The organism is Pseudomonas sp. GW822-FHT07A10 (genome assembly GCF_058798795.1).
Map to the genome: position 1 here is coordinate 35,915 of NZ_JBXAKV010000002.1, position 23,921 is coordinate 59,835.

A 23,921-nucleotide genomic window follows, 5' to 3' on the forward strand; every position below is an offset into this window, starting at 1 on the left:
TTTGAGGATGTGTTTAAACCACGAAGGGCCCAGGCTTCAAACAAAGCCTGGACCCCTCATGGCGAGTCTTGGCTTATAGCGTGCTGAACAGTGGAAATATCCCCATCAGCAAGGCCGCCACCAGTATGCACAGGCAAACCAGCACCGCCCACTTCAAGGTGAACCGCTGATGATCACCGAATTCGATACCGGCCAGGGCCACCAACAGGTAAGTCGATGGTACCAGCGGGCTCAGCAAGTGGACGGGCTGACCGACGATCGAGGCACGTGCCATTTCTACCGCGGTTATACCGTAATGACTGGCGGCTTCGGCAAGCACTGGTAACACGCCGTAATAAAATGCGTCGTTCGACATGAAGAACGTGAACGGCATACTCACCAGCGCAGTGATCACGGCCAGGTACGGGCCGAGGAAATCCGGGATGACCGCCAGCAGGCTCTTGGACATGGCGTCGACCATGCCGGTGCCTGTCAGGATACCGGTGAAGATACCCGCGGCAAAGATCAACCCGACCACCGCCAACACGCTACCGGCGTGGGCCGCCACTCGATCTTTCTGCTGTTGCAGGCAAGGATAGTTGACGATCATCGCGATACTGAACGCCACCATGAACAGCACCGGCAACGGCAGCAGGCCGGCGATCAAGGTGCCCATCAGTGCCAGGGTCAGCGCGCCGTTGAACCAGATCAGTTTTGGACGACGGGCGTCCGGGAACTGCGAAACGCTGATTTCGCTGTGGTCGATTTCATCACCGACCAGATGCAGTTCACCCAGACGCGCACGCTCGCGTTTACCGTAGACATAGGCAATCGCCAGGATCGCCACCACACCAGCCAGCATTGCCGGAATCATCGGCACGAAGATCGCGGACGGGTCCACATGCAGCGCACTGGCCGCACGAGCGGTCGGACCGCCCCAAGGGGTCATGTTCATCACGCCACCGGCGAGGATAATCAGACCGGCCATGATCCGCGGGCTCATGCCGATGCGGCTGTAGAGCGGCAGCATAGCGGCCACGCAGATCATGTAAGTGGTGGCGCCATCACCGTCCATGGACACGATCAGCGCCAGCACGGCGGTACCGACCGACACTTTCAACGGGTCGCCCTTGACCAGTTTGAGGATCTTGCGCACGGCCGGGTCAAACAGGCCGGAGTCGATCATCAGGGCGAAGTAGAGGATGGCGAACATCAGCATCACGCCGGTCGGCGCAAGCTTGGTGATGCCTTCGAGCATCATCGGGCCGATCTTCGGCGAGAAACCGCCGAACAGGGCGAAGATGATCGGGATAATAATCAGGGCGATCAGCGCGGACAGGCGCTTGGTCATGATCAGGAACATGAACGTGATGACCATGGCAAAGCCAAGGAAAGTCAGCATAGGAATACTCCAGGCGTAGCGCGGCTAGGGAATGGGCGAACCGATGAGGTCAGCGCAGAACGGAAAGCACGAAACGTACGGGCGGAGGTGCAGCGAAGAGGCGGATAGGAGCGGACATCAGAATCACCATTGTTGTTGTTAAATGGGCCGGGCGGGCAATGAAACACTCGCGTTGGCCAACCGGTCTGTTGCCGGCAGTGAGGCGATCCTAATCGGGGAAGCTTTCAGCCAGCTTTCGCGGATGAAAGCATTGACCGAATGTACGACCGGTCGTCGGCCGGGTTGAAAGTCAGCAAACACGGGCTCAGGAGGAAAAAACATGGGCGAACTTCACACTGGCGGCTGCCACTGTGGGCAAATCCGCTATCAATTCAGCGGGCCGTTGCAGGATATCGCCCACTGCCATTGCTCGATTTGCCGGCGGGTCAGCGGCGGGATCGTGACCACCTGGATCACCGTGCCTGCCTCGGCATTTGCCTGGGTCGCGGGTACGCCATCCCGGTATGGCTCATCATCCACTTGCACGCGGTATTTCTGCCCCAACTGCGGGGCGCAATTGGCGCTGGTGACAACGCTCAGTCCCGAAAGCATCGACGTGACCATCGCCACCCTCGACCACCCTGAGCAGGCGCCGGCCGAGCGGCATATCTGGACGGACAGTCGGTTGCCCTGGCTGCATCTGGACGAACATTTGCCTGGCGATGCCGAAGAACAACTCTGATCAGAAAACAGACAGGTCCAGCGGCCGGATCGCACCCATCCAGATCGCGTGTTCGGTGTGGTCGAGCAGATCGTTGCCGGTCTCCGGGTGCAGGAACACCACCAACCCCTTGCGATTGAGCGCCAGCCACGGCAATACCTCGCCAAGATGTTGCGGCTCGAAGGCCAATTGGCAGCTCCAGTCCGGGTGCGGGCCGACCAGGCGTTCATGCACGCGGCCCATCTTCAGTGGAAACAATTGCGCGGCCTGCTCACACAAGGCCCGGGCCTGCGGGAGAGTATTGGCGTCGAAATAGACATGGGCGTGGTAGCCCTTGATCTGTTGCATCTGAAACCTCTTTATACCTGGTCGAACCCACACCGTTCCCTGCAGGTCTCACGCTATATAGGCAGGACGTTCGGAGCACAGCCATGAAAAATGCCGAAACCCCGGTAGTGAAGGTAGTGCTTTATGGTGCCATGAGTAGCCTTGGCAGTGCGCTGATGGCGGAAATGCTGCGGCGCCAACATGAAGTGATCGCGATTCTCGATGACCTGACGGCACTCGCGCCACGCCCCGGATTGCGCACCAAGTCCGGCAATCTGTTCGATGCCAAGCGGGTCAAGCAAAGCGTGGCCGGCTGTTCGGCGGTGATCTGCCTGCTGGATGCGCCGGGGTTGCCGATGAACAGCGAACACATCGAAAAATCCATCGTGCCTGGCCCGGTCGAGCAGGTGCTGGCAGTGGATGCACTGATTGACGGCATGCAGGCCGCGGGTATCGCGCGGTTGTTTGTGGTGGGTGATTTCGAGGTGCTGGACGATCCGGAGATAGAAGACGAACTGCAACGCCACGCCGCAGAAGAAATCCGCGAGGCACTGCAAAGCAGCCCATTGCACTGGACCCTGGTGAATGCCCCACGCGGCGTACCAGGACTGTCCATCGAGCATTTCAGTCACGTCAGTACGAGCCTGGAACCTGGCCTGGCCGAACCGCTGGAACGGCTGAACCGAGTTGCCGTCGGGATTGCCGACGAGTTATGGCTGAATTTGCATGTCGGTCAGCATGTGAATTTTGTCGCGACTTCGGAACCGTAAAGCCCTCATACCGCAATCGATGGCAAAGGAAGGCCATTAAGCGATTGCGCACTGCTGGCCTGTTCCGCCATCAACCAATCCACAAATGTTTGAATCAACGCCCCGCGCCGTTTGCGCTGGGGCAGGACCACGTAATAACCCAGCCTCGAAATCACCGTCTCGGCAATAGGTCGACACAACAGACCTTGCGCCAGCAAGTTATCCACAAGGTGCCGCCAACCGATCGCAACGCCCTGGCCGCCAATCGCCGCTTGAATCAGCAAGGTGTAATTGTCGAAGCGCAGTTGCCCCGGCGCTGGCGCCGACGTGATCCCCAGTTCGCGAAACACGCCGCTCCAGTCGAACCAGTTGCTGCTGTGTTCGCCTCGCAGGTGCAGCAGCGGAAACTCCAGCAATGACTGAGCCGGCAAGGGCAGGGGACGATCCTTCAAGAGCAGCGGGCTGCACACCGGAAACACTTCTTCACTGAACAACCAATGGCTCTCGCCTTGCTTGAACCGGCCATCGCCGAACAGCACCGCCACATCGATATCAGTGCGCAGCATGTTGTGGCTGCGCTCACTGGTAACCAGGCTGACGTCCACTTGAGGATGGGCGGTATGGAAGCGGTGCAGCCGTGGCATCAGCCAGTACGCGGCGAAGGCGAAGTCGGTGGCCACCTGCAACACTTCGTGTTGCTGCTGTGCACTGATCGCGCTCAATCCGGCGTCGATATTCTGTAAACCGAGCTGAACTTGCTCAAACAGAATCGCGCCAGCCTCGGTCAGTTCGATACCGCGATAAATGCGGTCAAACAATCGTGTAGCGAGCTGCTCCTCCAATCGTTTGATCTGCTGACTGATGGCCGGTTGCGTGGTGCCGAGCTCCACTGCAGCAGCAGTAAAGCTGCGTTGGCGGGCCGCGGCCTCAAAGACACGCAGCAGGTCCAGAGACAAATCACCGAGGGCGTCATACATAAGCTGTGCTTATCCTAGTCATTGCCTGGCATGGGCTTTACCACAAATTCCATGGGTTGCATGCTCGACCACAGCACTCTCGCATAAATATCCACTATGGAATGCCGCGATCACATGAAGCGCAAAAATATTCTTTTCATCATGGCCGATCAAATGGCCGCGCCAATGTTGCCGTTCTACGGCCCTTCGCCCATCAAACTGCCGAATCTGAGCCGCCTCGCCGCCGAAGGTGTGGTGTTCGACGCCGCGTACTGCAACAGCCCGCTCTGTGCACCGTCACGTTTCACCCTGGTCAGCGGTCAGTTGCCGAGCAAGATCGGCGCCTACGACAATGCGGCCGATTTCCCCGCCGACGTTCCGACCTATGCCCACTACCTGCGGCGCCTCGGTTACCGCACCGCGCTGTCGGGCAAGATGCACTTCTGCGGCCCGGACCAGTTGCACGGCTATGAAGAACGGCTGACCAGCGACATCTACCCGGCGGACTACGGTTGGGCGGTGAACTGGGACGAGCCGGACGTGCGGCCGACCTGGTACCACAACATGTCGTCGGTGCTGCAAGCCGGGCCCTGCGTGCGCACCAATCAGCTGGATTTCGACGAAGAGGTGGTGTTCAAGGCCCAGCAATACCTGTTCGATCACATCCGCGAGGATGGCGATCAGCCGTTCTGCCTGACCGTGTCGATGACGCACCCACACGACCCGTACACGATTCCCAAGGCGTTCTGGGATCTGTACGACGACGCCGACATCCCTTTGCCGGAAACACCCGCACAGGATGAACTCGATCCTCACTCCCAGCGCCTGCTCAAAGTCTATGACCTGTGGGACAAGCCGCTGCCTGTGGATAAAATTCGCGACGCGCGCCGTGCCTACTTTGGTGCGTGCAGCTATATCGACAGTAACGTCGGCAAGCTCCTGCAAACACTCGAGGAAACCGGGCTGATCGATGACACCATCATCGTGTTCTCCGGTGACCACGGCGACATGCTCGGCGAGCGTGGTCTCTGGTACAAGATGCACTGGTACGAAATGGCCGCCCGCGTACCGCTGCTGATCAGCGCGCCGGGGCAATTCGGCGCCGGACGGGTCAGCGCGGCAGTATCCACCGCCGACCTGCTGCCGACCTTTGTGGAACTGGCCGGCGGCTCATTGGAGCCAGGCCTGCCGCTGGACGGCCGCTCGCTGGTTTCACACCTGCAAGGGCAGGGCGGTCACGACGAGGTGTTCGGTGAATACATGGCCGAAGGCACCATCAGCCCGTTGATGATGATTCGGCGCGGCGCCTACAAATTCATCTACAGCGAAGACGACCCTTGCCTGCTCTTCGACGTGCACAACGACCCGCATGAACAGGAAGAACTCAGCCATTCGCCGCAATATCGTCAGCTGTTCGAGGATTTTCTCGCCGAAGCACGGGCTAAATGGAATATCCCGGCGATCCACCAACAGGTGCTCGCCAGTCAGCGGCGCCGGCGTTTCGTCGCCGGCGCCCTGACCATCGGCAAGCTGAAGAGCTGGGATCACCAGCCGCTGGTGGACGCCAGTCAGCAGTACATGCGCAACCACATCGACCTCGACGATCTGGAGCGTAAAGCCCGTTATCCACAACCCTGCCAAAACCAATAATGTTAAGGGGACGTCCATGCAAAAGTTATCCACAGTAATGACAGTCGGGCTTCTGGCTCTGGGCAGCGCCTCGGCGTACGCCGAGCAAAGCTGCGAAACGGTGAAGATGGCCGACCCCGGCTGGAGCGACATCGCCGCCACCAACGCCATCACCGGGTTTCTGCTGGACGGCATGGGCTACAAGGCCAAGGTCGACACGCTGGCGGTGCCGATCACCTTTGGCGGTCTGAAGGATGGCCAGGTGGACGTCTTCCTCGGCAACTGGATGCCGGCGCAGCAAGGCTTCTACGACAAGTTCGTGGCCAACGGCGATGTCACACAACTGGCGAAGAACCTCGACGGCACCGAGTTCACCCTGGCGGTCCCGGATTACGTCTGGGACGCGGGTGTGCATAACTTTAACGACTTGAACAAGTACGCCGAGCTACATCCAAAAGAAGTCGACAAGAAGATCTATGGCATCGGCTCAGGCGCCCCGGCGAACATTTCGCTGCAAGAGATCATCAAGAAGAATGACTACGACATGGGTCAGTGGAAACTGATCGAGTCCAGCGAGCAAGCAATGCTGGCCGAAGTGTCCCGCGCGGTGAAGAAACAGAAGTTCGTGACCTTCCTCGGCTGGACGCCACACCCGATGAACGTGCAGTTGAAAATGCATTATCTGAAGGGCGGCGAGAAGTACTTCGGTGACACCGGTAGCGTTTATACACTGACCCGCAAAGGTTATGCACAGGCCTGCCCGAACGTCGGCAAACTGCTCACCAACCTGAGTTTTACCCAGGAAATGGAGAACAGCATCATGGCCGAGGTGGTGAACAAAAAAGTCAGCAACGCCGACGCGGCCAAGGCGTGGATCAAGGCCAACCCGGTGGTGCTGGATAAATGGCTGGAGGGCGTGAAGACCGTGGATGGCAAGGATGCTCTGCCAGCGGTCAAAGCCAAGTTGTAAGGTTTCCCTGTGGCGAGGGAGCTTGCTCCCGCTGGAGGGCGTAGCACTCCCATTTCGGCAAACTCGGTTTATCAGCCTCACCGAGTTGTCCGGATTTGCGACTGCTGCGCAGCCGAGCGGGAGCAAACTCCCTCGCCACAATGATCTGCCCACTACGAGCCAATGCTTTACCCTGACGATTTACCCCGTACCGAGAGGACCCATGGCCTTCCCCAGCCGCCATTCACTCTTTCCCTTCCTGACCTGGTTGCCCCGGCAAACCCGCGCCAGCGTTGGTCGTGACCTGATCGTCGGCCTGAGCGGCGCGATTCTCGCGTTGCCACAATCGATTGCCTACGCCCTGATCGCCGGCCTCCCACCGGAATATGGCCTGTACGCCGCCATCATCCCGGTGCTGATTGCCTGCCTCTGGGGTTCGTCGTGGCATTTGATCTGCGGCCCTACGGCGGCCATTTCCATCGTCCTGTACGCCAGCGTCAGTCCTCTGGCCGTCCCTGCATCGCAAGACTACGTCACGCTGATCCTGCTTCTGACTTTCCTTGCGGGCATTTTCCAGTGGTTGCTGGGTTTGCTGCGGTTCGGCGCCCTGGTGAATTTCGTCTCTCACTCGGTGGTGCTGGGCTTCACCCTCGGCGCGGCGGTGGTGATTGCCATCGGGCAGCTGCCGAACCTGCTGGGGCTGGATGTGCCCAACCAGGCCACGGCGCTCAACAGCTTGATGATGCTGCTCAATCATCTGGGCGAAGTGGACAAACCCTCGCTGCTGCTGGGCCTGGCCACGGTCGCGGTTGGCATCGTGCTGAAACTGCTGGTGCCGCGCTGGCCGACGCTGTTGATCGCGCTGGCCCTGAGCGGATTGCTGGTGTGGCTGTGGCCAGCGATGTTCGGTCATGTGAAGCTGGTCAGCGCGTTTGTCGGGCGGCTGCCGCCCTTCAGCCCGCTGCCGCTGGATCTGGACCTGATATTGCGCCTGCTGCCCAGTGCGGTGGCGGTCGGCATGCTCGGGCTGGTGACGAGCCTGTCGATTGCCCGCTCCCTGTCGGCCCGCTCGCAACAGTTGCTCGATGCCAATCAGGAAGTTCGCGCCCAGGGTTTCTCGAACATGGTTGGGGCGTTTTTTTCCGGCTCGCTGTCCGCCGGTTCCTTCACTCGCTCGGGCCTGAGCTACGATGCCGGAGCCTGTTCACCGCTGGCCGGGGTTTTTTCGGCGCTGTGGGTGGCGCTGTTCGCGATCTTCGGTGCGGCATTGATTGCGCATATCCCGATCCCGGCTATGGCTGGCAGCATCCTTTTGATCGCTTGGGGATTGGTGGATCATCGCGGCATTCGTGCGTTGTTGCGGGTCAGCCATGCCGAATTCCTGGTCATGGCGCTGACCTGTGTCGCCACCCTGTTGCTCGAGTTGCAGACGGCGATCTACGCCGGGGTGTTGGCGTCACTGTTCTTCTACCTCAAACGCACCTCACAGCCACGGGTGCAGCACTGGCGTGATGGCGACGAAGACATTCTGAGGGTCGGCGGTTCGATCTTTTTCGGCGCCAGCCATTACCTGCAAGTGCGCCTGCAACGGATGCAAGGCCCACGGGTGGTGATCGAGGCGCAGCAGATCAACTTCATCGACTACTCGGGCGTGGAAATGCTGCACCAGGAAGCACGACGGCTGCTGCGTCAGGATCGCAGCCTGACCCTGCGGCAGGCACGGCCCCAAGTGGTGGAGGAATTGAGGAAGCTGGAAGGGCCGGAGAAATGCCCGATCCGGTTTGAGGACTAAACGCCACTGTTATGACAAACAGATAACCTGTGGCGGGGGAGCTTGCTCCCTCGCCACAGAACTACAGCGCCAGTTGCCGGCGAAGTTCGGCCAACACCGGCGCCGTATCCGGGCGCACACCGCGCCACAGATAGAAAGCTTCCGCCGCCTGCTCGGCCAACATGCCCAAGCCATCCATCGACACACCAGCCCCATGTTCACTGGCCCAACGGCAGAACGAGGTTGGGTCCTTGCCGTACATCATGTCGTAGCAAACCGTCTTGCCCGGTTCGATCAAACTGCCGGCAATCGGCGGTACATCGCCGGACAAACTGGCGGATGTGGCGTTGATGATCAGGTCCACCGGCTCGCGCAGCCAGTCGAAACCGCTGGCCGACACCGGCCCCAGATCGGCAAACAATTGCGCCAGCAATTCGGCTTTTTCCACGGTGCGGTTGGCAATGATCACCGACGCCGGTTGCTCCGCCAGCAGCGGCTCCAGCGCGCCGCGCACCGCGCCACCGGCCCCCAGCAGCAGGATGCGTTTGCCCGCGAGGCTGAATCCGGCGTTGACCGTCAGGTCCCGTACCAACCCGGCGCCATCGGTGTTGTCGCCCAGCAGACTGCCATCGGCCAGTTTGCTCAGGGTATTCACCGCGCCGGCCCGCTGCGCCCGCTGGGTCAAGCTGTTCGCCAGGCGATAGGCATCTTCCTTGAACGGCACTGTCACATTCGCCCCACGGCCTTCGCGGAAAAATTCCAACGCACAGCCGGAAAAGTCGTCGAGAGGTGCCAGCAAGGTGCTGTAGTCCAGTTTCTGCCCGGTCTGCTCGGCGAACAGACGGTGGATCAGCGGCGACTTGCTGTGGCCGATCGGGTTACCGAATACGACATAACGGTCCATCAGAATTCCTCGTTCAGGCCTTGGCCAACCAATCGCGGTCTTGCAGGAAGTATTCGGTCAGGCGCGCTTCTTCGCTGCCCGGCTCGGCCTTCCAATCGTAGGCCCAGCGTACTTGCGGCGGCAGCGACATCAGAATCGACTCGGTACGCCCGCCCGATTGCAGGCCGAACAGCGTGCCGCGGTCATAGACCAGGTTGAATTCAACGTAACGACCACGGCGAAACTCCTGGAACTCACGCTGTTTGGCGGTGAACGCATCATTCTTGCGACGTTGCACGATCGGCAGGTACGCGTCGATGAACGCATCGCCGATGGCGCGCATGAAGGCGAAGCTGGTATCGAAGTCCCACTCGTTCAAGTCATCGAAAAACAGGCCGCCGATGCCCCGTGGCTCATGGCGATGCTTGATGTGGAAGTAGCTGTCGCACCAAGCCTTGTAGCGCGGGTAAACGTCCGGGCCAAACGGCGCGCAGGCCTGTTCGGCGACGCGGTGCCAATGCACGCAATCTTCTTCATTGCCGTAATAAGGGGTCAGGTCAAAGCCACCACCGAACCACCAGACCGGCTCTTCACCTTCTTTTTCGGCGATGAAAAAGCGCACATTGGCGTGGGACGTCGGCACATGGGGGTTATGCGGGTGAATCACCAACGACACGCCCAAGGCTTCGAAGCCTCGACCGGCCAATTCCGGCCTATGAGCACTGGCGGACGGTGGGAGACCGCTGCCAAACACGTGGGAATAGTTGACGCCGCCCTTTTCGATGACTGCGCCGTTCTCAATCACCCGGGTGCGACCACCGCCGCCGGCAGGCCGGGTCCAGGCGTCTTCGACGAAACGCGCGCCGCCGTCTTCGGCTTCGAGGGCAGCGCAAATGCGGTCTTGCAGGTCGAGCAGGTAGGCTTTTACGGCCTCGGTGCGGGTAGTCATGGCATCACCTTGAATCGGGCAAAGCTACGCGGCGCTCAAACAGGCCGGCGGCAAATTGCTGCGTAGGATAACACTGCACCTTGTGCCGTCGCAGTTGACGAAGATCAAGCTTGGGAGTTCGATAGGGCGCTTGGCGCTACGACTCTAGAAGCCAAAGACCTAAGGAGAGAGCAGATGGCAAAGCGTATCCAGTTCCGCGTCCATGGCGGCCCCGAAGTGCTCGAATACGTGGATTACCAACCCGCCGAGCCCGGCCCGCAACAAGTACGCGTGACCAACAAGGCCATCGGCCTGAACTTCATCGACACCTATTACCGCAGTGGCCTTTATGCACCGCCAGCCCTGCCATCGGGCCTGGGCGCCGAAGGCGCGGGCGTGGTCGACGCAGTCGGTAGCGAAGTCACCCGCTTCAAGGTTGGCGATCGCGTGGCTTATGGCAGTGGCCCGTTGGGCGCCTACAGCGACGTGCATGTCTTGCCGGAAGCCAACCTGGTGCACCTGCCGGACGCCATCAGCTTCGAACAAGCCGCCGGCGTGATGCTCAAAGGCCTGACCGTGCAATACCTGCTGCGTCAGACATATGAGCTCAAGGGTGGCGAAACCATCCTGTTTCACGCCGCGGCCGGCGGCGTCGGATCGCTTGCCTGCCAATGGGCCAAAGCCTTGGGGGTGAAGCTGATCGGCACGGTCAGTTCAGCGGAAAAAGCCGCCCTGGCAAAAGCCAATGGTGCCTGGGCGACCATCGATTACAGCCATGAGAACGTCGCACAACGCGTGCTGGAATTGACTGACGGTAAAAAAGTCCCGGTGGTGTACGACGGTGTAGGCAAAGATACCTGGCTGACATCGCTCGACAGCGTTGCGCCGCGGGGGCTGGTGGTGAGTTTCGGTAATGCTTCAGGTGCAGTCGATGGGGTGAATCTGGGGATTCTCGCGGCCAAGGGTTCGCTGTACGTGACCCGGCCGACGCTGGCGACCTACGCCAACAATGCTGAAAACCTGCAACGCATGGCTGATGAACTGTTCGAGATGATCATCAGCGGCAAGCTGAAGGTGGACATCAGCCAGCGGTATCCACTGGCTGATGCAGCGAAGGCGCAGACTGAGTTGTCGGCGCGGCGTACGACTGGTTCGACGATTCTGTTGCCCTGACACCAGACTGTGGCGAGGGGGCTTGTCGGAACGCCGCACCGCCCCGTTCGGGTGCGAAGCGCCCCCCAATGAGCGACGCGTTCTAACTGGCAGACCGCATCATCGGGTTGGGGGCTGCTGCGCAGTCCAACGGGGGCAAGCCCCCTCGCCACATTAATCCGGGCGCACCACATGCCCCGTCGCCAGATCGCGAATCACACTCGGATTCTTGCGCCCGCCCAGATTGCCACCGAGTACATAATCAACCTGCCCCCGGAAATACTGCTCCACGCGAATCCGCGTCCGTGCCGCCGGTCGGCCCTGAGGGTTCGCCGAGGTCGACACCAGCGGGCCGACCGCCGCACACAAGTCCCGCACCAGAGGGTGGTCGCTGACCCGCAACGCCACCGTTTCATGCACACCGGTAATCCACTGGGGCAACAGATTCTGATGCGGCACCAACCAGGTGTTGGGGCCCGGCCAGGTGCTGGCCATGCGGTCCATCCACAACTCCGGGAAGTCTTCGAACAGGAAGTCGAACTGACGAATATTGTCGGCCACCAGAATCAGGCCCTTATCCACAGATCGGCCCTTGATCATCAGCAGACGATCCACCGCCTCTTCGTTCCACGGGTCGCAACCCAGTCCCCAGACGGCTTCCGTTGGGTAGGCAATGACCGCCCCGGCGCGAATTTCTCGTGCGGCTTGTTGCACACGCCAACTGTTAACCATGAAAAAACTCTCCGGAATAAGGCTCTGCGCAGTTTACCGATCTTCCTTATAAAACCTAGTTTACCCGCGCAAACCATCGACCGCTCTCACAGACCGCCCGGCCATCCATCTCCAGCTCCGTCAGCGCCGCCAGCACTTTCGACAAGGCCCAGCCGCTGGTGACCGCCAGGGCTTCGCTGGTATGAGGCGCCGCGTGGAGCAACATGAGCAGTGGATGGGTCACCGTCGTTTGCGGCGTTTCTGTGGATAACGGCAGCCGTTGCCAGCCGCGCAAGGCCTCAAGGATGTGTTCGATGGTTTCCACCAGCACCGCACCGTCGCGAATCAACTGATGGCAACCCTTTGCGCCAGGGTGGTGAATCGAACCTGGAATCGCATACACCTCACGCCCCTGTTCCGCCGCCAGCCTCGCGGTAATCAATGAACCGCTGGCAATACTCGCCTCGACCACCAGCACACCAAGGGACAAACCGCTGATGATTCGATTGCGCCGGGGGAAGTTGCCCGGGGAAGGCCCGGCGTCCAGCGGGAACTCCGAAAGTACCGCGCTTCCCGAGGCAATCATGGCGTCCGCCAGTCGTCGATTGCGCTGTGGATAAAAATTTTCAAGTCCCGTGCCAAGCACCCCTACCGTTTGCCCGCCAACGTCCAGAGCCGCCTGATGCGCGGCGGCATCGATGCCCAGGGCCAGACCGCTGGTGATGACAAAACCGGCGCTGGCCAGACTGCGAGAAAACGCACTAGCGGTATCCATGCCCGGTCGCGATGCGCGACGGCTGCCGACCATCGCCAACTGCGGTTTTTCCAGAATGCCCGGATCGCCCGCGACGAATAATAGCGGCGGCGCATCACTGATTTGCGCCAGCAGCGCGGGGTAGTCAGGTTGGTCCCACATCAGTAAATGCTGGCCCGGACGCTCTAGCCAGGCCAATGCGTGGCTGGCGCCATCACGAATTTCACTGCAGCGCCGAGCCTCCGCGCAAGCAAGGGGCAGCCCCAACGCGCGCCAGGCACTGGCCGGTGCGCTGATGGCTTTGGAGGCAGAACCGAAAGCCTCCAGCAACTTCTTGAAACGTGCCGGACCGAGTTCAGGCAAAAGGTGCAGGCGTAAACGGGCTTCCAGTTCCGCAGGGGAAACGGACGTACAGGCAGACAGCGACATGGATCATCCTTGATCGTTATAAGGTCCCGTAGAATCGGGAATAAGCTGTGGATAACTCTGTTGGTAACTTGTGAGCAGGCTTAAGGATTTCGCACCTTGTCCATCACCGCCAAGGAGCGCGATGCGTTGAGCACCAGCCCGTAGCTGAGCTTGTCGTAGGTGCGGAATACCATCAGCAGGCCGGCCCGTTCGTCGGGGATTTTCAAGGGCTGACCGGTGATCCGGTCGCGCACGGTTTCGCCGGTTTTCATCACCACCAGCACATTGCCCTCGGCCAGGCCATCGCGCTGCCCTTTGTTCAGCGTGACGACATCCAGCGCGCCAATCTGGGTGACCCCACGCGGCACATCGATGATCAGGCCATTGATGTCGGTGGTTGGCGCACTGGGCATGAAGGTCGAATTGATCGAGCGCTCTTCGCCGCTGAACAACCGGTCGCCGAGTCGCACCTCCTGAGTGGTGCGTTGCAGGGCCAGGGTGGCGACATCCCCTTCAGTGGCAATGATCTCGCCGCCACCGATATCGTCGGCGTTGATCCCCAGAAACTCCTTGCTCTGCGGATCGGTGTAGACCTTGCCCTGACGAAAGATGCCGTAGACCGACTGCGCCGGGTCGAAATGGCCACGCGCGAAGATTCGATCGCCGGTGCCGCTGAGTACCCGTTCGGCGTCGCCGGCAACGATGTACGGCGCCTTGTCGAAATCCTCGACCTTGTCGACGATACGATTGCTCAACAGAAAACTGTTGATCGACTTCAGCGGAATGCTCGGGATGGCGTCGGCCACCGGTGAACTGCGGACTCGTGGCGACAGCTTGATGGTGCCCCGGGAAGCGCCGCGGTTGAGGGTCAGGCGTGGCTGACCGTTGACGTAGACCAGCGACAGCGTATCGCCGGGATAGATGAGATTGGGGTTTTCAATCTGTGGATTGGCTTGCCAAAGCTGCGGCCACTGCCACGGCTCACGCAGGTATTTGCCAGAAATGTCCCAGAGTGTGTCCCCTGCCACCACGGTGTATTGCTGTGGAAAACCTTCCCTGAGTTGCACTTGCCCATGCGCAAAACCGGCCGAGGCCAGAAGGAGCAAGGCGAGTAGTGATTTCCTCATGCGGTGAATCCCTTTATTATGTACGTTCGCGTGAAACGCCAGAGCCCTCGTGGCTCGCCTCCGGCTCATTATTGAAAAACCGGAAGCTACGTTCACAACGGTAGCCTGCATCTTCGGACTCGCCAGGCCATCGACCCGACTTTACCTCACACGTGCAGCAATTAAGCTTATGGCCATTTTAGACATCCTCGAATTCCCCGATTCGCGCCTGCGCACTATCGCCAAACCAGTGGCCGTAGTGGACGACGAAGTGCGTCAGTTGGTCGATGACATGTTTGAAACAATGTATGAAGCGCCAGGCATCGGCCTCGCCGCTACCCAGGTCAACGTGCACAAACGTATCGTCGTGATGGACCTCTCCGAAGACCGCAGCGAACCGCGGGTGTTCATCAACCCCGAGTTCGAAACCCTGACCGACGAGATGGGCCAGTACCAGGAAGGCTGCCTCTCGGTGCCAGGCTTCTACGAAAACGTCGATCGCCCGCAAAAGGTCAAGATCAAGGCCCTGGACCGCGACGGCCAGCCTTACGAACTGATCGCCGAAGGCTTGCTCGCCGTGTGCATCCAGCATGAATGCGACCACCTCAACGGCAAGTTGTTCGTCGATTACCTGTCCACGCTCAAACGCGACCGGATCAAGAAGAAACTGGAAAAGCTCCACCGCCAGAACGCTTGATGCCCTTCTTTCAAAGGCTTGCCGCGGCAAGCCTTTTTCTTTTCAAGATGCTTTGCAATTGAGAGCTTCCATGACTGAGCCACTGCGCATTGTCTTTGCCGGCACCCCGGAATTCGCCGCCGAACACCTCAAGGCCCTGCTGGGCAGTCCTTACGAGATCGTTGCGGTCTACACCCAACCGGACCGTCCGGCGGGCCGTGGACAGAAGCTGATGCCAAGCCCGGTCAAGCAATTGGCTCTGGAGCACAACATCCCGGTGTTGCAACCGCCAACCCTGCGCAACGAAGACGCTCAGGCGGAACTGGCCGCGCTGAAACCGGATTTGATGGTGGTGGTCGCCTATGGCCTGATCCTGCCGCAAGTGGTGCTGGATATCCCACGCCTGGGTTGCATCAACAGCCACGCCTCCTTGCTGCCACGCTGGCGCGGTGCGGCGCCGATCCAGCGTGCCGTTGAAGCGGGCGACAGCGAAAGCGGCGTGACCGTGATGCGCATGGAAGCCGGCCTCGATACCGGACCGATGCTGCTCAAGGTCACCACGCCGATCAGCGCCGAAGACACCGGCGGCAGCCTCCACGATCGCCTCGCAGAAATGGGCCCACCGGCCGTGATCCAGGCGATTGCCGGCCTGGCTGCGGGCACACTGGAAGGCGAAGTGCAGGACGACAGCCTCGCCACCTATGCACACAAATTGAACAAGGACGAAGCGCGCATCGACTGGAACCGCCCGGCGGTTGAGCTGGAGCGTCTGGTTCGCGCCTTCAATCCATGGCCGATCTGCCACAGCACGCTGAACGGCGAAGCGCTGAAAGTGTTGGCCGCAAGCCTGGCCGAAGGGCAGGGCGCACCGGGGAAAATCCTCAGCGCCAGCAAGGACGGCTTGATCGTCGCCTGCGGTGAACAGGCGCTGTGCCTGACCCGTCTGCAATTACCCGGCGGCAAGGCACTGAACTTCAGCGACTTGTTCAACAGCCGTCGTGAGAAATTTGCCGTCGGCACCGTCCTCGGTCAAACGGCAGACGCTCAATGAACCCACGTCTGGCCGCCGCCAAGGCACTTGCTGCAGTTCTTAACGGAAAAGCCTCACTCAACAGTTCTCTGCCGACACAAATGGACAAGGTTGAAGACCGCGATCGCGGCTTCACCCAGGACTTGGCCTTCGGCACGGCTCGCTGGCAGCCGCGTTTGTCGGCGCTGGCGGCCAAATTGCTGCAGAAGCCGTTCAAGGCGGCTGATGCCGATGTCGAGGCGCTGTTGCTGGTGGGGCTTTATCAGCTGCTCTATACCCGCGTCCCGGCTCACGCCGCCATCGGCGAAACCGTCGGTTGTGCCGATAAACTGAAAAAGCCGTGGGCCAAAGCCTTGCTCAACGCCGTGCTGCGCCGCGCCCAACGGGAAAGCGAAGCGCTGCTGGCCGAGCTGGAACGCGACCCGGTGGTGCGCACCGCCCACCCGCGCTGGCTGCAAAAATCCCTCAAGGCCTTCTGGCCTGAACAATGGGAAGCCATTTGCGCAGCGAACAACGCACACCCGCCGATGATTCTGCGGGTCAACCGTCGTCATCACACTCGCGACGCTTACCTTGGCTTGCTGAGTGACGCTGGCGTGGCCGCCAAGCCCTGTATTTATAGTCGCGACGGCATCATTCTCGACGCCGCCGCCGACGTACGCAGCCTGCCTGGGTTCGCTGAAGGCTGGATCAGCGTGCAGGACGAAGCCGCTCAATTGGCCGCCGATCTGCTGGACCTCGCGCCGGGCCAACGGGTGCTGGACGCCTGCTGCGCACCGGGCGGCAAGACCTGCCACATCCTTGAGGCCGAGCCCAAACTGGCCGGCGTGGTGGCTGTGGATCTGGAAGCCAAGCGTCTGGTGCGGGTGCGGGAAAACCTCGCACGCCTGGGCCTGAGCGCAGAATTGATTGCCGCCGACGGTCGCGATACCGCCACCTGGTGGGACGGCAAACCGTTCCAGCGCATCCTGCTCGACGCGCCATGCTCGGCCACCGGGGTGATCCGTCGTCACCCGGATATCAAACTAACCCGCCAACCCGACGACATCGCCGCACTGGCGGTGCTTCAGGGCGAACTGCTCGACGCCATGTGGATAACTCTGGAGGTGGGCGGCATTCTGCTTTACGCCACCTGTTCCACGCTGCCGACCGAAAACACCGAAGTCATCGAAGCGTTCCTCGCCCGCACGCCAGGCGCCCGTGAACTGGACCTCGCCACGGCGGCCGGCATCAAGCAGCCCCATGGTCGCCAGTTGCTGGCCCAGGAAGGCGGCCACGACGGGTTCTACTACGCCAAGCTGATCAAAATTGCCGCCGCGCGCGGTTAACCGGGTTTAAGGGAGTGACTGGATGAAGATCATCATCCTCGGCGCAGGGCAGGTCGGCGGTTCGCTGGCAGAACACTTGGCCAGCGAGGCCAACGACATCACCGTGGTCGACACCGATGGCGAACGCCTGCGCGACCTCGGCGATCGGCTGGACATCCGCACCGTGCAGGGTCGCGGCTCGCTGCCGACCGTGCTGCGGCAGGCTGGTGCCGACGACGCTGACATGCTGGTGGCCGTGACCAACAGTGACGAAACCAACATGGTCGCCTGCCAGGTCGCCCACACCCTGTTCCACACCCCCACCAAGATCGCCCGGGTCCGCGAAGCCGCGTACCTGACCCGTGCCGAACTGTTCGACAATGAAGCGATTCCGGTCGACGTGCTGATCAGTCCGGAACAGGTAGTCACCAATTACATCAAGCGCCTGATCCAGCATCCGGGCGCATTGCAGGTGATCGACTTCGCCGAAGGCAAAGCGCAGCTGGTAGCGGTCAAGGCGTACTACGGCGGGCCGCTGGTGGGCCAGCAATTGCGCCAGTTACGCGAACACATGCCGAATGTCGAAACCCGCGTCGCGGCGATTTTCCGTCGTGACCGGCCGATCCTGCCCCAGGGCGATACGGTGATCGAGGCTGACGACGAAGTGTTTTTCATCGCCGCCAAAGCGAACATTCGCGCAGTGATGAGCGAAATGCGCCGCCTCGATGAAAGCTACAAACGCATCGTCATCGCCGGTGGCGGGCAGATCGGTGAACGCCTGGCCGAGGCCATCGAAAGCCGTTACCAGGTGAAGATCATCGAGATGAACCCGGCCCGCTGCCGCTACCTCTCGGACAACCTCGACAGCACCGTGGTGTTGCAAGGTAGTGCTTCAGACCGGGATCTGTTGCTGGAAGAGAACATCGCCGACGCCGATATTTTCCTCGCCCTGACCAACGACGACGAAGCCAACATCATGTCTTCGCTGCTGGCCAAGCGCCTGGGCGCGAAGAAGGTGATGACGATCATCAACAACCCGGCCTACGTCGACCTGATCCAGGGCGGCGACATCGACATCGCCATCAGTCCGCAACTGGCGACCATCGGCACTTTGCTGGCCCACGTCCGGCGCGGGGACATTGTCAGCGTGCACTCACTGCGCAGGGGCGCGGCGGAAGCCATCGAGGCAATTGCCCACGGCGATGCGAAGTCGAGCAAGGTGATAGGCAAGGCCATCGAAAACATCGGCCTGCCACCGGGCACCACCATCGGCGCGATCATCCGCGACGAAGAAGTGATCATCGCCCACGACGACACCGTGATCGAAACCGGCGACCATGTGATTCTGTTCCTTGTGGATAAGAAGCATATTCGGGACGTGGAGAAGCTGTTCCATGTGGGGTTGAGCTTCTTCTGATCCGAAGACCTCTTCGCGGGCAAGCCTCGCTCCAGGTTTGAGCCGTCCAGCTATTATGCGAACGACTGAACCGTGTAGGAGCGAGGCTTGCCCGCGAAGGCGATTTCGAACTCCCCCAAAAAACCAGAGGTGCCACCCAATGATCGAATCCCTGGAAAAAATGCTCGCCAAGGGTGTGGATAACTCATTGCTGCGCTTCGGCCTGGGCAAGGGTTATCTGGATCTTGGGGAAAACGCCAAGGCCGCAGAGCATTTCCAACGCTGCGTCGAGTTCGATCCGAAGTATTCGGCAGCCTGGAAGCTCTTGGGCAAGGCCCATTTGGCGCTGGCGGATTACGCGGCGGCGCGGCAGGCCTGGGAACAGGGCCTGGAAGCCGCCCGCGCTCATGGCGACAAGCAGGCGGAGAAAGAGATGACGGTGTTTCTGAAAAAGCTTGAGCGACAGACGCACTGATCAGCGATAACGCAGGCCAAGATCAATAGAACGCAGCCTGCTGAGTTATCCACAGCAGCGTCAATACCAGCGTGCTTCGCCCGGTGGACGCTTCTTGAAGCGCTTCATGCTCCACATGTACTGGCTCGGATAAGCCCGCACGTAGCGCTCGACTACCTGGCTCATGGCCGCGCAGGAGGTTTCGGTATCGGTGCTGTACATGGCCTCTGGCGCGGCTTCGAGAATCACTTTGTAACCCGAACCGTCCGGCAGCCGCAGGGCATGCAGGAACACGCCGACCGCTTTGCCACCGGCGAGCATGTTCGGCACGAATTTGCTGGTCAGGGCCTGAGTGGCGAAGAACGGCACGAAGATCCCGGCGGATTCGGCCGGTTCCGGGTCAGCCGGAATGCCTACCGCGCCCCCCTTGCGCACTTCCTTGATCACGCTGAGGATGCCTTCCTTGGTGGAAGCCGCCACCCGGTTACCCAATTGCACCCGCTGCTTGCGCAGCAACTCATCCACCGCCTTCAGTTTTGGCGGACGGTAGAAAATGATCGGTTTGCACTGGCTGCAATAGAAGTGGTTCAACACTTCCCAGTTGCCCAAGTGGCTGGTGATGCCAACCACGCCTTTACCGGACGCCAACGCCTCTTTCAAAACGTCGAGGCCTTCGACTTCGCGCACCAGTTCAATGGAACGCTGGGCCGGCCAGATCCACGCGCAGGCGCTTTCAGTCAGAGACTTGCCGATGTCTTTCAGGCTTTGACCCACCAGACGCTCACGCTCGGCCGGGTCCATCTGCGGAAAGCACTTGGCGAGGTTGATCCGCACCACGTCGCGGGAACGGTTGGGGGTTTTCCACATGATCCAGCCAATCGCCGAACCCACCGCCTGCACTGCCCGCCATGGCAGTAGGGCAAACAGCCGCAGAGCGCCTACCAGCAAGGCGCCTTTAAACTTATCCACAGGTCACTCCTGATCTTGTGCTGTGCGCGAGGCGGCTATTCTAACCGCCGTTCGCCAAGGTGGCGTAGCGATCGCAATCCAGGGTGTGGTCCATGACCATGCCTGAAGCCTGCATCAGCGCGTAACAAATGGTCGGGCCGACGAACGTGAAGCCGGCTTTTTTCAGGCCTTTGCTCATCTCGATGGCGGCCGGTGTCACCGCCGGCACTTCACTGCGATCCTTGAAATGATTGATCACCGGCGTGCCGCCGACGAACGACCAGAGAAACGCCACCGGGTCTTCCAGCTCCAGCCAGGCCTGGGCATTGCGCCGGGCTGCGTTGAGTTTGAGACGATTGCGGATGATCCCCGGATCGAGCATCAGTTCATCGATTTCCGCATCGCTCATCTGCGCCACGCGCTGCACGTCGAAGCCGAACAGCACCTCGCGATAACGCTCTCGCTTGCGCAATACAGTGATCCAGGAAAGCCCGGCCTGGAACCCTTCGAGCAAAAGCAACTCGAACAATCCCTGCGCATCGCGTAGCGGCGTGCCCCACTCCTGATCGTGATAAGCCATGTACAGCGGATCTTCGGTACACCAAAAGCAGCGTGGCATAAGGCTCCAGGGGGCGTGCGCAGGACCGAATCGGGTATACTCCCGCTCTTTAAATCGCAGCCCAAGAAACAGGTGAATTTCGTGAGCCAGCCTACGCCAGCCGTGCGTACCTTCCAAGACTTGATCCTCGCCCTCCAGCAATACTGGGCCGAGCAAGGTTGTGTGGTACTTCAGCCCTACGATATGGAAGTAGGCGCCGGCACTTTCCACACTGCCACGTTCCTGCGCGCCATCGGCCCGGAAACCTGGAACGCCGCTTATGTGCAGCCCAGTCGTCGCCCGACTGACGGCCGCTACGGTGAAAACCCGAACCGTCTGCAGCACTACTATCAGTTCCAGGTAGTGCTGAAGCCGAACCCGGACAACTTCCAGGAACTGTACCTGGGCTCCCTCAAGCACGTGGGTCTGGACCCGCTGGTGCATGACATCCGTTTCGTCGAAGACAACTGGGAGTCGCCAACGCTGGGCGCCTGGGGTCTGGGCTGGGAAGTCTGGCTCAACGGCATGGAAGTGACGCAGTTCACTTACTTCCAGCAAGCGGGCGGCATTGAGTGCTACCCGGTGACCGGCGAGATCACTTACGGTCTGGAGCGTCTGGCCATGTACCTGCAAGGCGTGGACTCGGTCTACGACCTGGTCTGGGCTGACGGTCCGTTCGGCAAGGTGACCTACGGCGACGTGTTCCACCAGAACGAAGTGGAGCAATCGACCTACAACTTCGAACACGCCAACGTCGAGAAGCTGTTCGAACTGTTCGACTTCTATGAAAGCGAAGCCAAGCGCCTGATCGAACTCGAACAGCCGCTGCCGTTGCCGAGCTATGAAATGGTGTTGAAGGCTTCCCACACCTTCAACCTGCTGGATGCGCGCCGGGCGATCTCGGTGACCGCGCGCCAGCAATACATTCTGCGTGTACGCACCCTGGCGCGTTCCGTCGCGCAAGCCTATCTGCTGGCTCGCGCCAAGCTCGGCTTCCCGATGGCGACCCCGGACCTGCGTGATGAAGTACTGGCCAAGCTGGAGGCTGCACAATGAGTGCTCAAGATTTTCTGGTTGAACTGGGCACCGAAGAACTGCCACCCAAAGCCCTGAACACCCTGGCCGAGGCATTCCTGGCCGGTATCGACAAAGGCCTGCAAGCCGCTGGCCTGAGCTACGAGAGCAAAACCGTCTACGCCGCGCCGCGTCGTCTGGCCGTGCTGATTACCGCGCTGGCGACCCAGCAGCCTGATCGCAGCATCAACCTCGACGGCCCGCCACGTCAGGCTGCGTTCGATGCCGAAGGCAACCCGACTCAAGCAGCCCTGGGCTTCGCCAAGAAGTGCGGTGTAGAACTGAGCGAAATCGATCAGAGCGGCCCGAAGCTGCGCTACAGCCAAAGCATCGCCGGCAAGCCGACCGCGAGCCTGATGCCGACCATCGTCGAAGATTCCCTGAACGACCTGCCAATCCCCAAGCGCATGCGCTGGGGTGCCCGCAAGGAAGAATTCGTTCGTCCGACCCAATGGTTGGTGATGCTGCTCGGTGACCACGTCATCGACTGCACCATCCTCGCCCAGAAGGCCGGCCGCGATTCCCGTGGTCACCGCTTCCACCATCCGGAAAGCGTGCGCATCACCTCGCCGGCCAACTACCTGAACGATCTGCGTGCGGCTTATGTACTGGCCGACGCCAACGAGCGTCGCGAGCTGATCAGCAAGCGCACCGATGAACTGGCGACAATGCAGGAAGGTACGGCGATCGTTCCGCAAGCCTTGCTCGACGAAGTGACCGCGCTGGTTGAATGGCCGGTGCCGCTGGTGTGCTCGTTCGAAGAACGTTTCCTCGACGTGCCGCAAGAAGCGCTGATCACCACCATGCAGGACAACCAGAAGTACTTCTGCCTGCTGGATGCCGACGGCAAGTTGCTGCCACGTTTCATTACCGTGGCCAACATCGAAAGCAAGGATGCGCAGCAGATCATCGCCGGTAACGAGAAAGTGGTTCGCCCACGCCTGACCGACGCCGAGTTCTTCTTCAAGCAAGACAAGAAGCAAAAACTCGAAGAATTCAATCTGCGTCTGCAGAACGTGGTGTTCCAGGAAAAACTCGGCAGCGTCTACGACAAGGCCGAGCGCGTGTCGAAGTTGGCGGCCTACATCGCCGCTCGCATCGGCGGCAATGCTTCCTGGGCGGCGCGTGCCGGCCTGCTGTCCAAGTGCGACCTGGCGACCGAGATGGTCGGTGAGTTCCCGGAGATGCAAGGTGTCGCCGGTTACTACTACGCCCTCAACGACGGCGAGCCGGAAGACGTCGCCCTGGCGCTGAACGAGCAGTACATGCCGCGCGGTGCCGGCGCTGAACTGCCGACCACCCTGACCGGTGCGGCCGTGGCCATCGCCGACAAGCTCGACACCCTGGTGGGCATTTTCGGTATCGGCATGCTGCCGACTGGTAGCAAAGACCCGTATGCCCTGCGCCGTGCCGCGCTGGGTGTGTTGCGGATCCTGATCGACAAGAAGCTCGATCTCGACCTGAACGACGCCGTGGCCTTCGCCGTGAATGCGTTCGGTGCCAAGGTCAAGGCTGCCGGCCTTAATGACGCGGTGCTGGAGTTCATCTTCGACCGTCTGCGTGCTCGTTACGAAGACGAAGGCGTGGACGTCGCGACCTACCTGTCGGTACGTGCCCTGAAGCCGGGTTCGGCCCTGGACTTCGACCAGCGTGTACAAGCGGTAGAAGCGTTCCGCAAATTGCCGGAAGCCGCCGCCCTGGCCGCCGTGAACAAGCGCGTGTCGAACCTGCTGAGCAAAGTCGAAGGCTCCGTGCCGACGGTCGTTGAAGCCAAGTACTTCGACAACGCCAATGAGTTCTCGCTGTATTCGGCGATCCAGCAGGCGGACCAGGCTGTGCAGCCAATGGCCGCTGCCCGTCAATACAGCGAATCGCTGGCGCGTCTGGCCGCATTGCGCGAGCCAGTGGATGCGTTCTTCGAAGCCGTGATGGTCAACGCCGAAGACGCCAAGGTGCGAGCCAACCGCTATGCGCTGCTGGCGCGTCTGCGTGGGTTGTTCCTCGGCGTCGCCGACATTTCATTGCTGGGCTGAG

At 60.7% G+C, this 23,921-nt stretch carries 23 protein-coding genes; 13 read left to right on the plus strand and 10 right to left on the minus strand.

The window, feature by feature from the left end; genetic code table 11:
- Positions 1–73: 73 nt before the first annotated feature.
- Positions 74–1,381 carry a CitMHS family transporter gene (locus tag AC1RL4_RS03630; protein ID WP_018927294.1) on the minus strand — a complete coding sequence of 436 codons (1,308 nt, stop codon included), beginning with the start codon at positions 1,379–1,381 and terminating at the stop codon, positions 74–76.
- A gap of 319 nt (positions 1,382–1,700) precedes the next feature.
- Here AC1RL4_RS03630 and AC1RL4_RS03635 point away from each other — a divergent pair, with 319 nt between their 5' ends.
- On the plus strand, positions 1,701–2,102 hold the full coding sequence (locus AC1RL4_RS03635) for a GFA family protein (protein ID WP_230174649.1): 402 nt from the start codon (positions 1,701–1,703) through the stop codon (positions 2,100–2,102).
- Here the strand turns inward: AC1RL4_RS03635 and AC1RL4_RS03640 are convergent, their stop codons facing one another.
- The gene (locus AC1RL4_RS03640) at positions 2,103–2,429 is read right to left on the minus strand and encodes a DOPA 4,5-dioxygenase family protein (RefSeq protein ID WP_230174647.1); all 327 of its coding nucleotides are present in this window, start codon (positions 2,427–2,429) and stop codon (positions 2,103–2,105) included.
- Between the two features lie 83 nt (positions 2,430–2,512).
- On the opposite strand from AC1RL4_RS03640, the gene AC1RL4_RS03645 reads away from it, so the two are divergent.
- Positions 2,513–3,178: an NAD(P)-dependent oxidoreductase gene (locus tag AC1RL4_RS03645; RefSeq protein ID WP_019580318.1), complete on the plus strand. Its 666-nt coding sequence runs from the start codon at positions 2,513–2,515 to the stop codon at positions 3,176–3,178.
- A 5-nt stretch (positions 3,179–3,183) separates the two neighbouring features.
- Here AC1RL4_RS03645 and AC1RL4_RS03650 read toward each other — a convergent pair whose 3' ends face one another.
- Entirely contained in the window at positions 3,184–4,134 is a 951-nt protein-coding gene (locus AC1RL4_RS03650) for a choline sulfate utilization transcriptional regulator (protein WP_204124265.1), read from the minus strand.
- Between the two features lie 114 nt (positions 4,135–4,248).
- On the opposite strand from AC1RL4_RS03650, the gene betC reads away from it, so the two are divergent.
- The 3 genes from betC to AC1RL4_RS03665 all read left to right on the plus strand — a co-directional run bounded on the left by betC (position 4,249) and on the right by AC1RL4_RS03665 (position 8,483).
- Positions 4,249–5,763 (plus strand): choline-sulfatase, encoded by a 1,515-nt coding sequence (gene betC, locus AC1RL4_RS03655; RefSeq protein ID WP_019580320.1) that lies wholly within the window; start codon positions 4,249–4,251, stop codon positions 5,761–5,763.
- Between the two features lie 16 nt (positions 5,764–5,779).
- Positions 5,780–6,712: a choline ABC transporter substrate-binding protein gene (gene choX / locus AC1RL4_RS03660; RefSeq protein WP_019580321.1), complete on the plus strand. Its 933-nt coding sequence runs from the start codon at positions 5,780–5,782 to the stop codon at positions 6,710–6,712.
- 202 nt (positions 6,713–6,914) lie between these two features.
- Entirely contained in the window at positions 6,915–8,483 is a 1,569-nt protein-coding gene (locus AC1RL4_RS03665) for a SulP family inorganic anion transporter (RefSeq protein WP_019580322.1), read from the plus strand.
- Between the two features lie 61 nt (positions 8,484–8,544).
- Here the strand turns inward: AC1RL4_RS03665 and aroE are convergent, their stop codons facing one another.
- Both aroE and hemF read right to left on the minus strand, forming a co-directional pair.
- Entirely contained in the window at positions 8,545–9,366 is an 822-nt protein-coding gene (gene aroE / locus AC1RL4_RS03670) for a shikimate dehydrogenase (RefSeq protein WP_018927301.1), read from the minus strand.
- Positions 9,367–9,379: 13 nt separating this feature from the next.
- A complete protein-coding gene (gene hemF, locus AC1RL4_RS03675; RefSeq protein WP_018927302.1) occupies positions 9,380–10,294 on the minus strand; it encodes an oxygen-dependent coproporphyrinogen oxidase in 915 nt (304 codons plus the stop codon).
- Between the two features lie 174 nt (positions 10,295–10,468).
- Here hemF and AC1RL4_RS03680 point away from each other — a divergent pair, with 174 nt between their 5' ends.
- Complete coding sequence (locus AC1RL4_RS03680) at positions 10,469–11,446, plus strand: NADPH:quinone reductase (protein WP_019580323.1); 978 nt, start codon at positions 10,469–10,471, stop codon at positions 11,444–11,446.
- A gap of 153 nt (positions 11,447–11,599) precedes the next feature.
- On the opposite strand, the gene tsaC is transcribed toward AC1RL4_RS03680, so the two are convergent.
- The 3 genes from tsaC to AC1RL4_RS03695 all read right to left on the minus strand — a co-directional run bounded on the left by tsaC (position 11,600) and on the right by AC1RL4_RS03695 (position 14,425).
- Entirely contained in the window at positions 11,600–12,157 is a 558-nt protein-coding gene (gene tsaC, locus AC1RL4_RS03685; protein ID WP_230174645.1) for an L-threonylcarbamoyladenylate synthase type 1 TsaC, read from the minus strand.
- 55 nt (positions 12,158–12,212) lie between these two features.
- Complete coding sequence (dprA, locus tag AC1RL4_RS03690) at positions 12,213–13,319, minus strand: DNA-processing protein DprA (protein ID WP_096481551.1); 1,107 nt, start codon at positions 13,317–13,319, stop codon at positions 12,213–12,215.
- 80 nt (positions 13,320–13,399) lie between these two features.
- Positions 13,400–14,425: a LysM peptidoglycan-binding domain-containing protein gene (locus AC1RL4_RS03695; protein WP_019580326.1), complete on the minus strand. Its 1,026-nt coding sequence runs from the start codon at positions 14,423–14,425 to the stop codon at positions 13,400–13,402.
- Positions 14,426–14,594: 169 nt separating this feature from the next.
- On the opposite strand from AC1RL4_RS03695, the gene def reads away from it, so the two are divergent.
- From def to AC1RL4_RS03720, 5 genes are all read left to right on the plus strand, one after another.
- Positions 14,595–15,101: a peptide deformylase gene (gene def, locus AC1RL4_RS03700; protein ID WP_007941507.1), complete on the plus strand. Its 507-nt coding sequence runs from the start codon at positions 14,595–14,597 to the stop codon at positions 15,099–15,101.
- Between the two features lie 70 nt (positions 15,102–15,171).
- Positions 15,172–16,131 carry a methionyl-tRNA formyltransferase gene (gene fmt, locus AC1RL4_RS03705; protein WP_018927307.1) on the plus strand — a complete coding sequence of 320 codons (960 nt, stop codon included), beginning with the start codon at positions 15,172–15,174 and terminating at the stop codon, positions 16,129–16,131.
- Positions 16,128–17,438, plus strand: a complete 1,311-nt coding sequence (rsmB, locus tag AC1RL4_RS03710; RefSeq protein WP_019580328.1) for a 16S rRNA (cytosine(967)-C(5))-methyltransferase RsmB — start codon at positions 16,128–16,130, stop codon at positions 17,436–17,438. Before fmt ends, rsmB begins: the two co-directional genes overlap by 4 nt.
- A 22-nt stretch (positions 17,439–17,460) precedes the next feature.
- Complete coding sequence (gene trkA / locus AC1RL4_RS03715; RefSeq protein WP_018927309.1) at positions 17,461–18,834, plus strand: Trk system potassium transporter TrkA; 1,374 nt, start codon at positions 17,461–17,463, stop codon at positions 18,832–18,834.
- A 139-nt stretch (positions 18,835–18,973) separates the two neighbouring features.
- The gene (locus AC1RL4_RS03720) at positions 18,974–19,288 is read left to right on the plus strand and encodes a tetratricopeptide repeat protein (RefSeq protein WP_019580329.1); all 315 of its coding nucleotides are present in this window, start codon (positions 18,974–18,976) and stop codon (positions 19,286–19,288) included.
- Positions 19,289–19,348: 60 nt separating this feature from the next.
- Here AC1RL4_RS03720 and AC1RL4_RS03725 read toward each other — a convergent pair whose 3' ends face one another.
- Positions 19,349–20,236, minus strand: a complete 888-nt coding sequence (locus AC1RL4_RS03725) for a lysophospholipid acyltransferase (RefSeq protein ID WP_019580330.1) — start codon at positions 20,234–20,236, stop codon at positions 19,349–19,351.
- A gap of 40 nt (positions 20,237–20,276) precedes the next feature.
- Complete coding sequence (gene tag / locus AC1RL4_RS03730) at positions 20,277–20,834, minus strand: DNA-3-methyladenine glycosylase I (protein ID WP_019580331.1); 558 nt, start codon at positions 20,832–20,834, stop codon at positions 20,277–20,279.
- Between the two features lie 81 nt (positions 20,835–20,915).
- On the opposite strand from tag, the gene glyQ reads away from it, so the two are divergent.
- Complete coding sequence (glyQ, locus tag AC1RL4_RS03735) at positions 20,916–21,869, plus strand: glycine--tRNA ligase subunit alpha (RefSeq protein WP_200667348.1); 954 nt, start codon at positions 20,916–20,918, stop codon at positions 21,867–21,869.
- A complete protein-coding gene (gene glyS, locus AC1RL4_RS03740; protein WP_230174643.1) occupies positions 21,866–23,920 on the plus strand; it encodes a glycine--tRNA ligase subunit beta in 2,055 nt (684 codons plus the stop codon). The genes glyQ and glyS overlap by 4 nt, the downstream gene beginning before the upstream one ends.
- The last annotated feature ends 1 nt before the right edge of the window (position 23,921 follow it).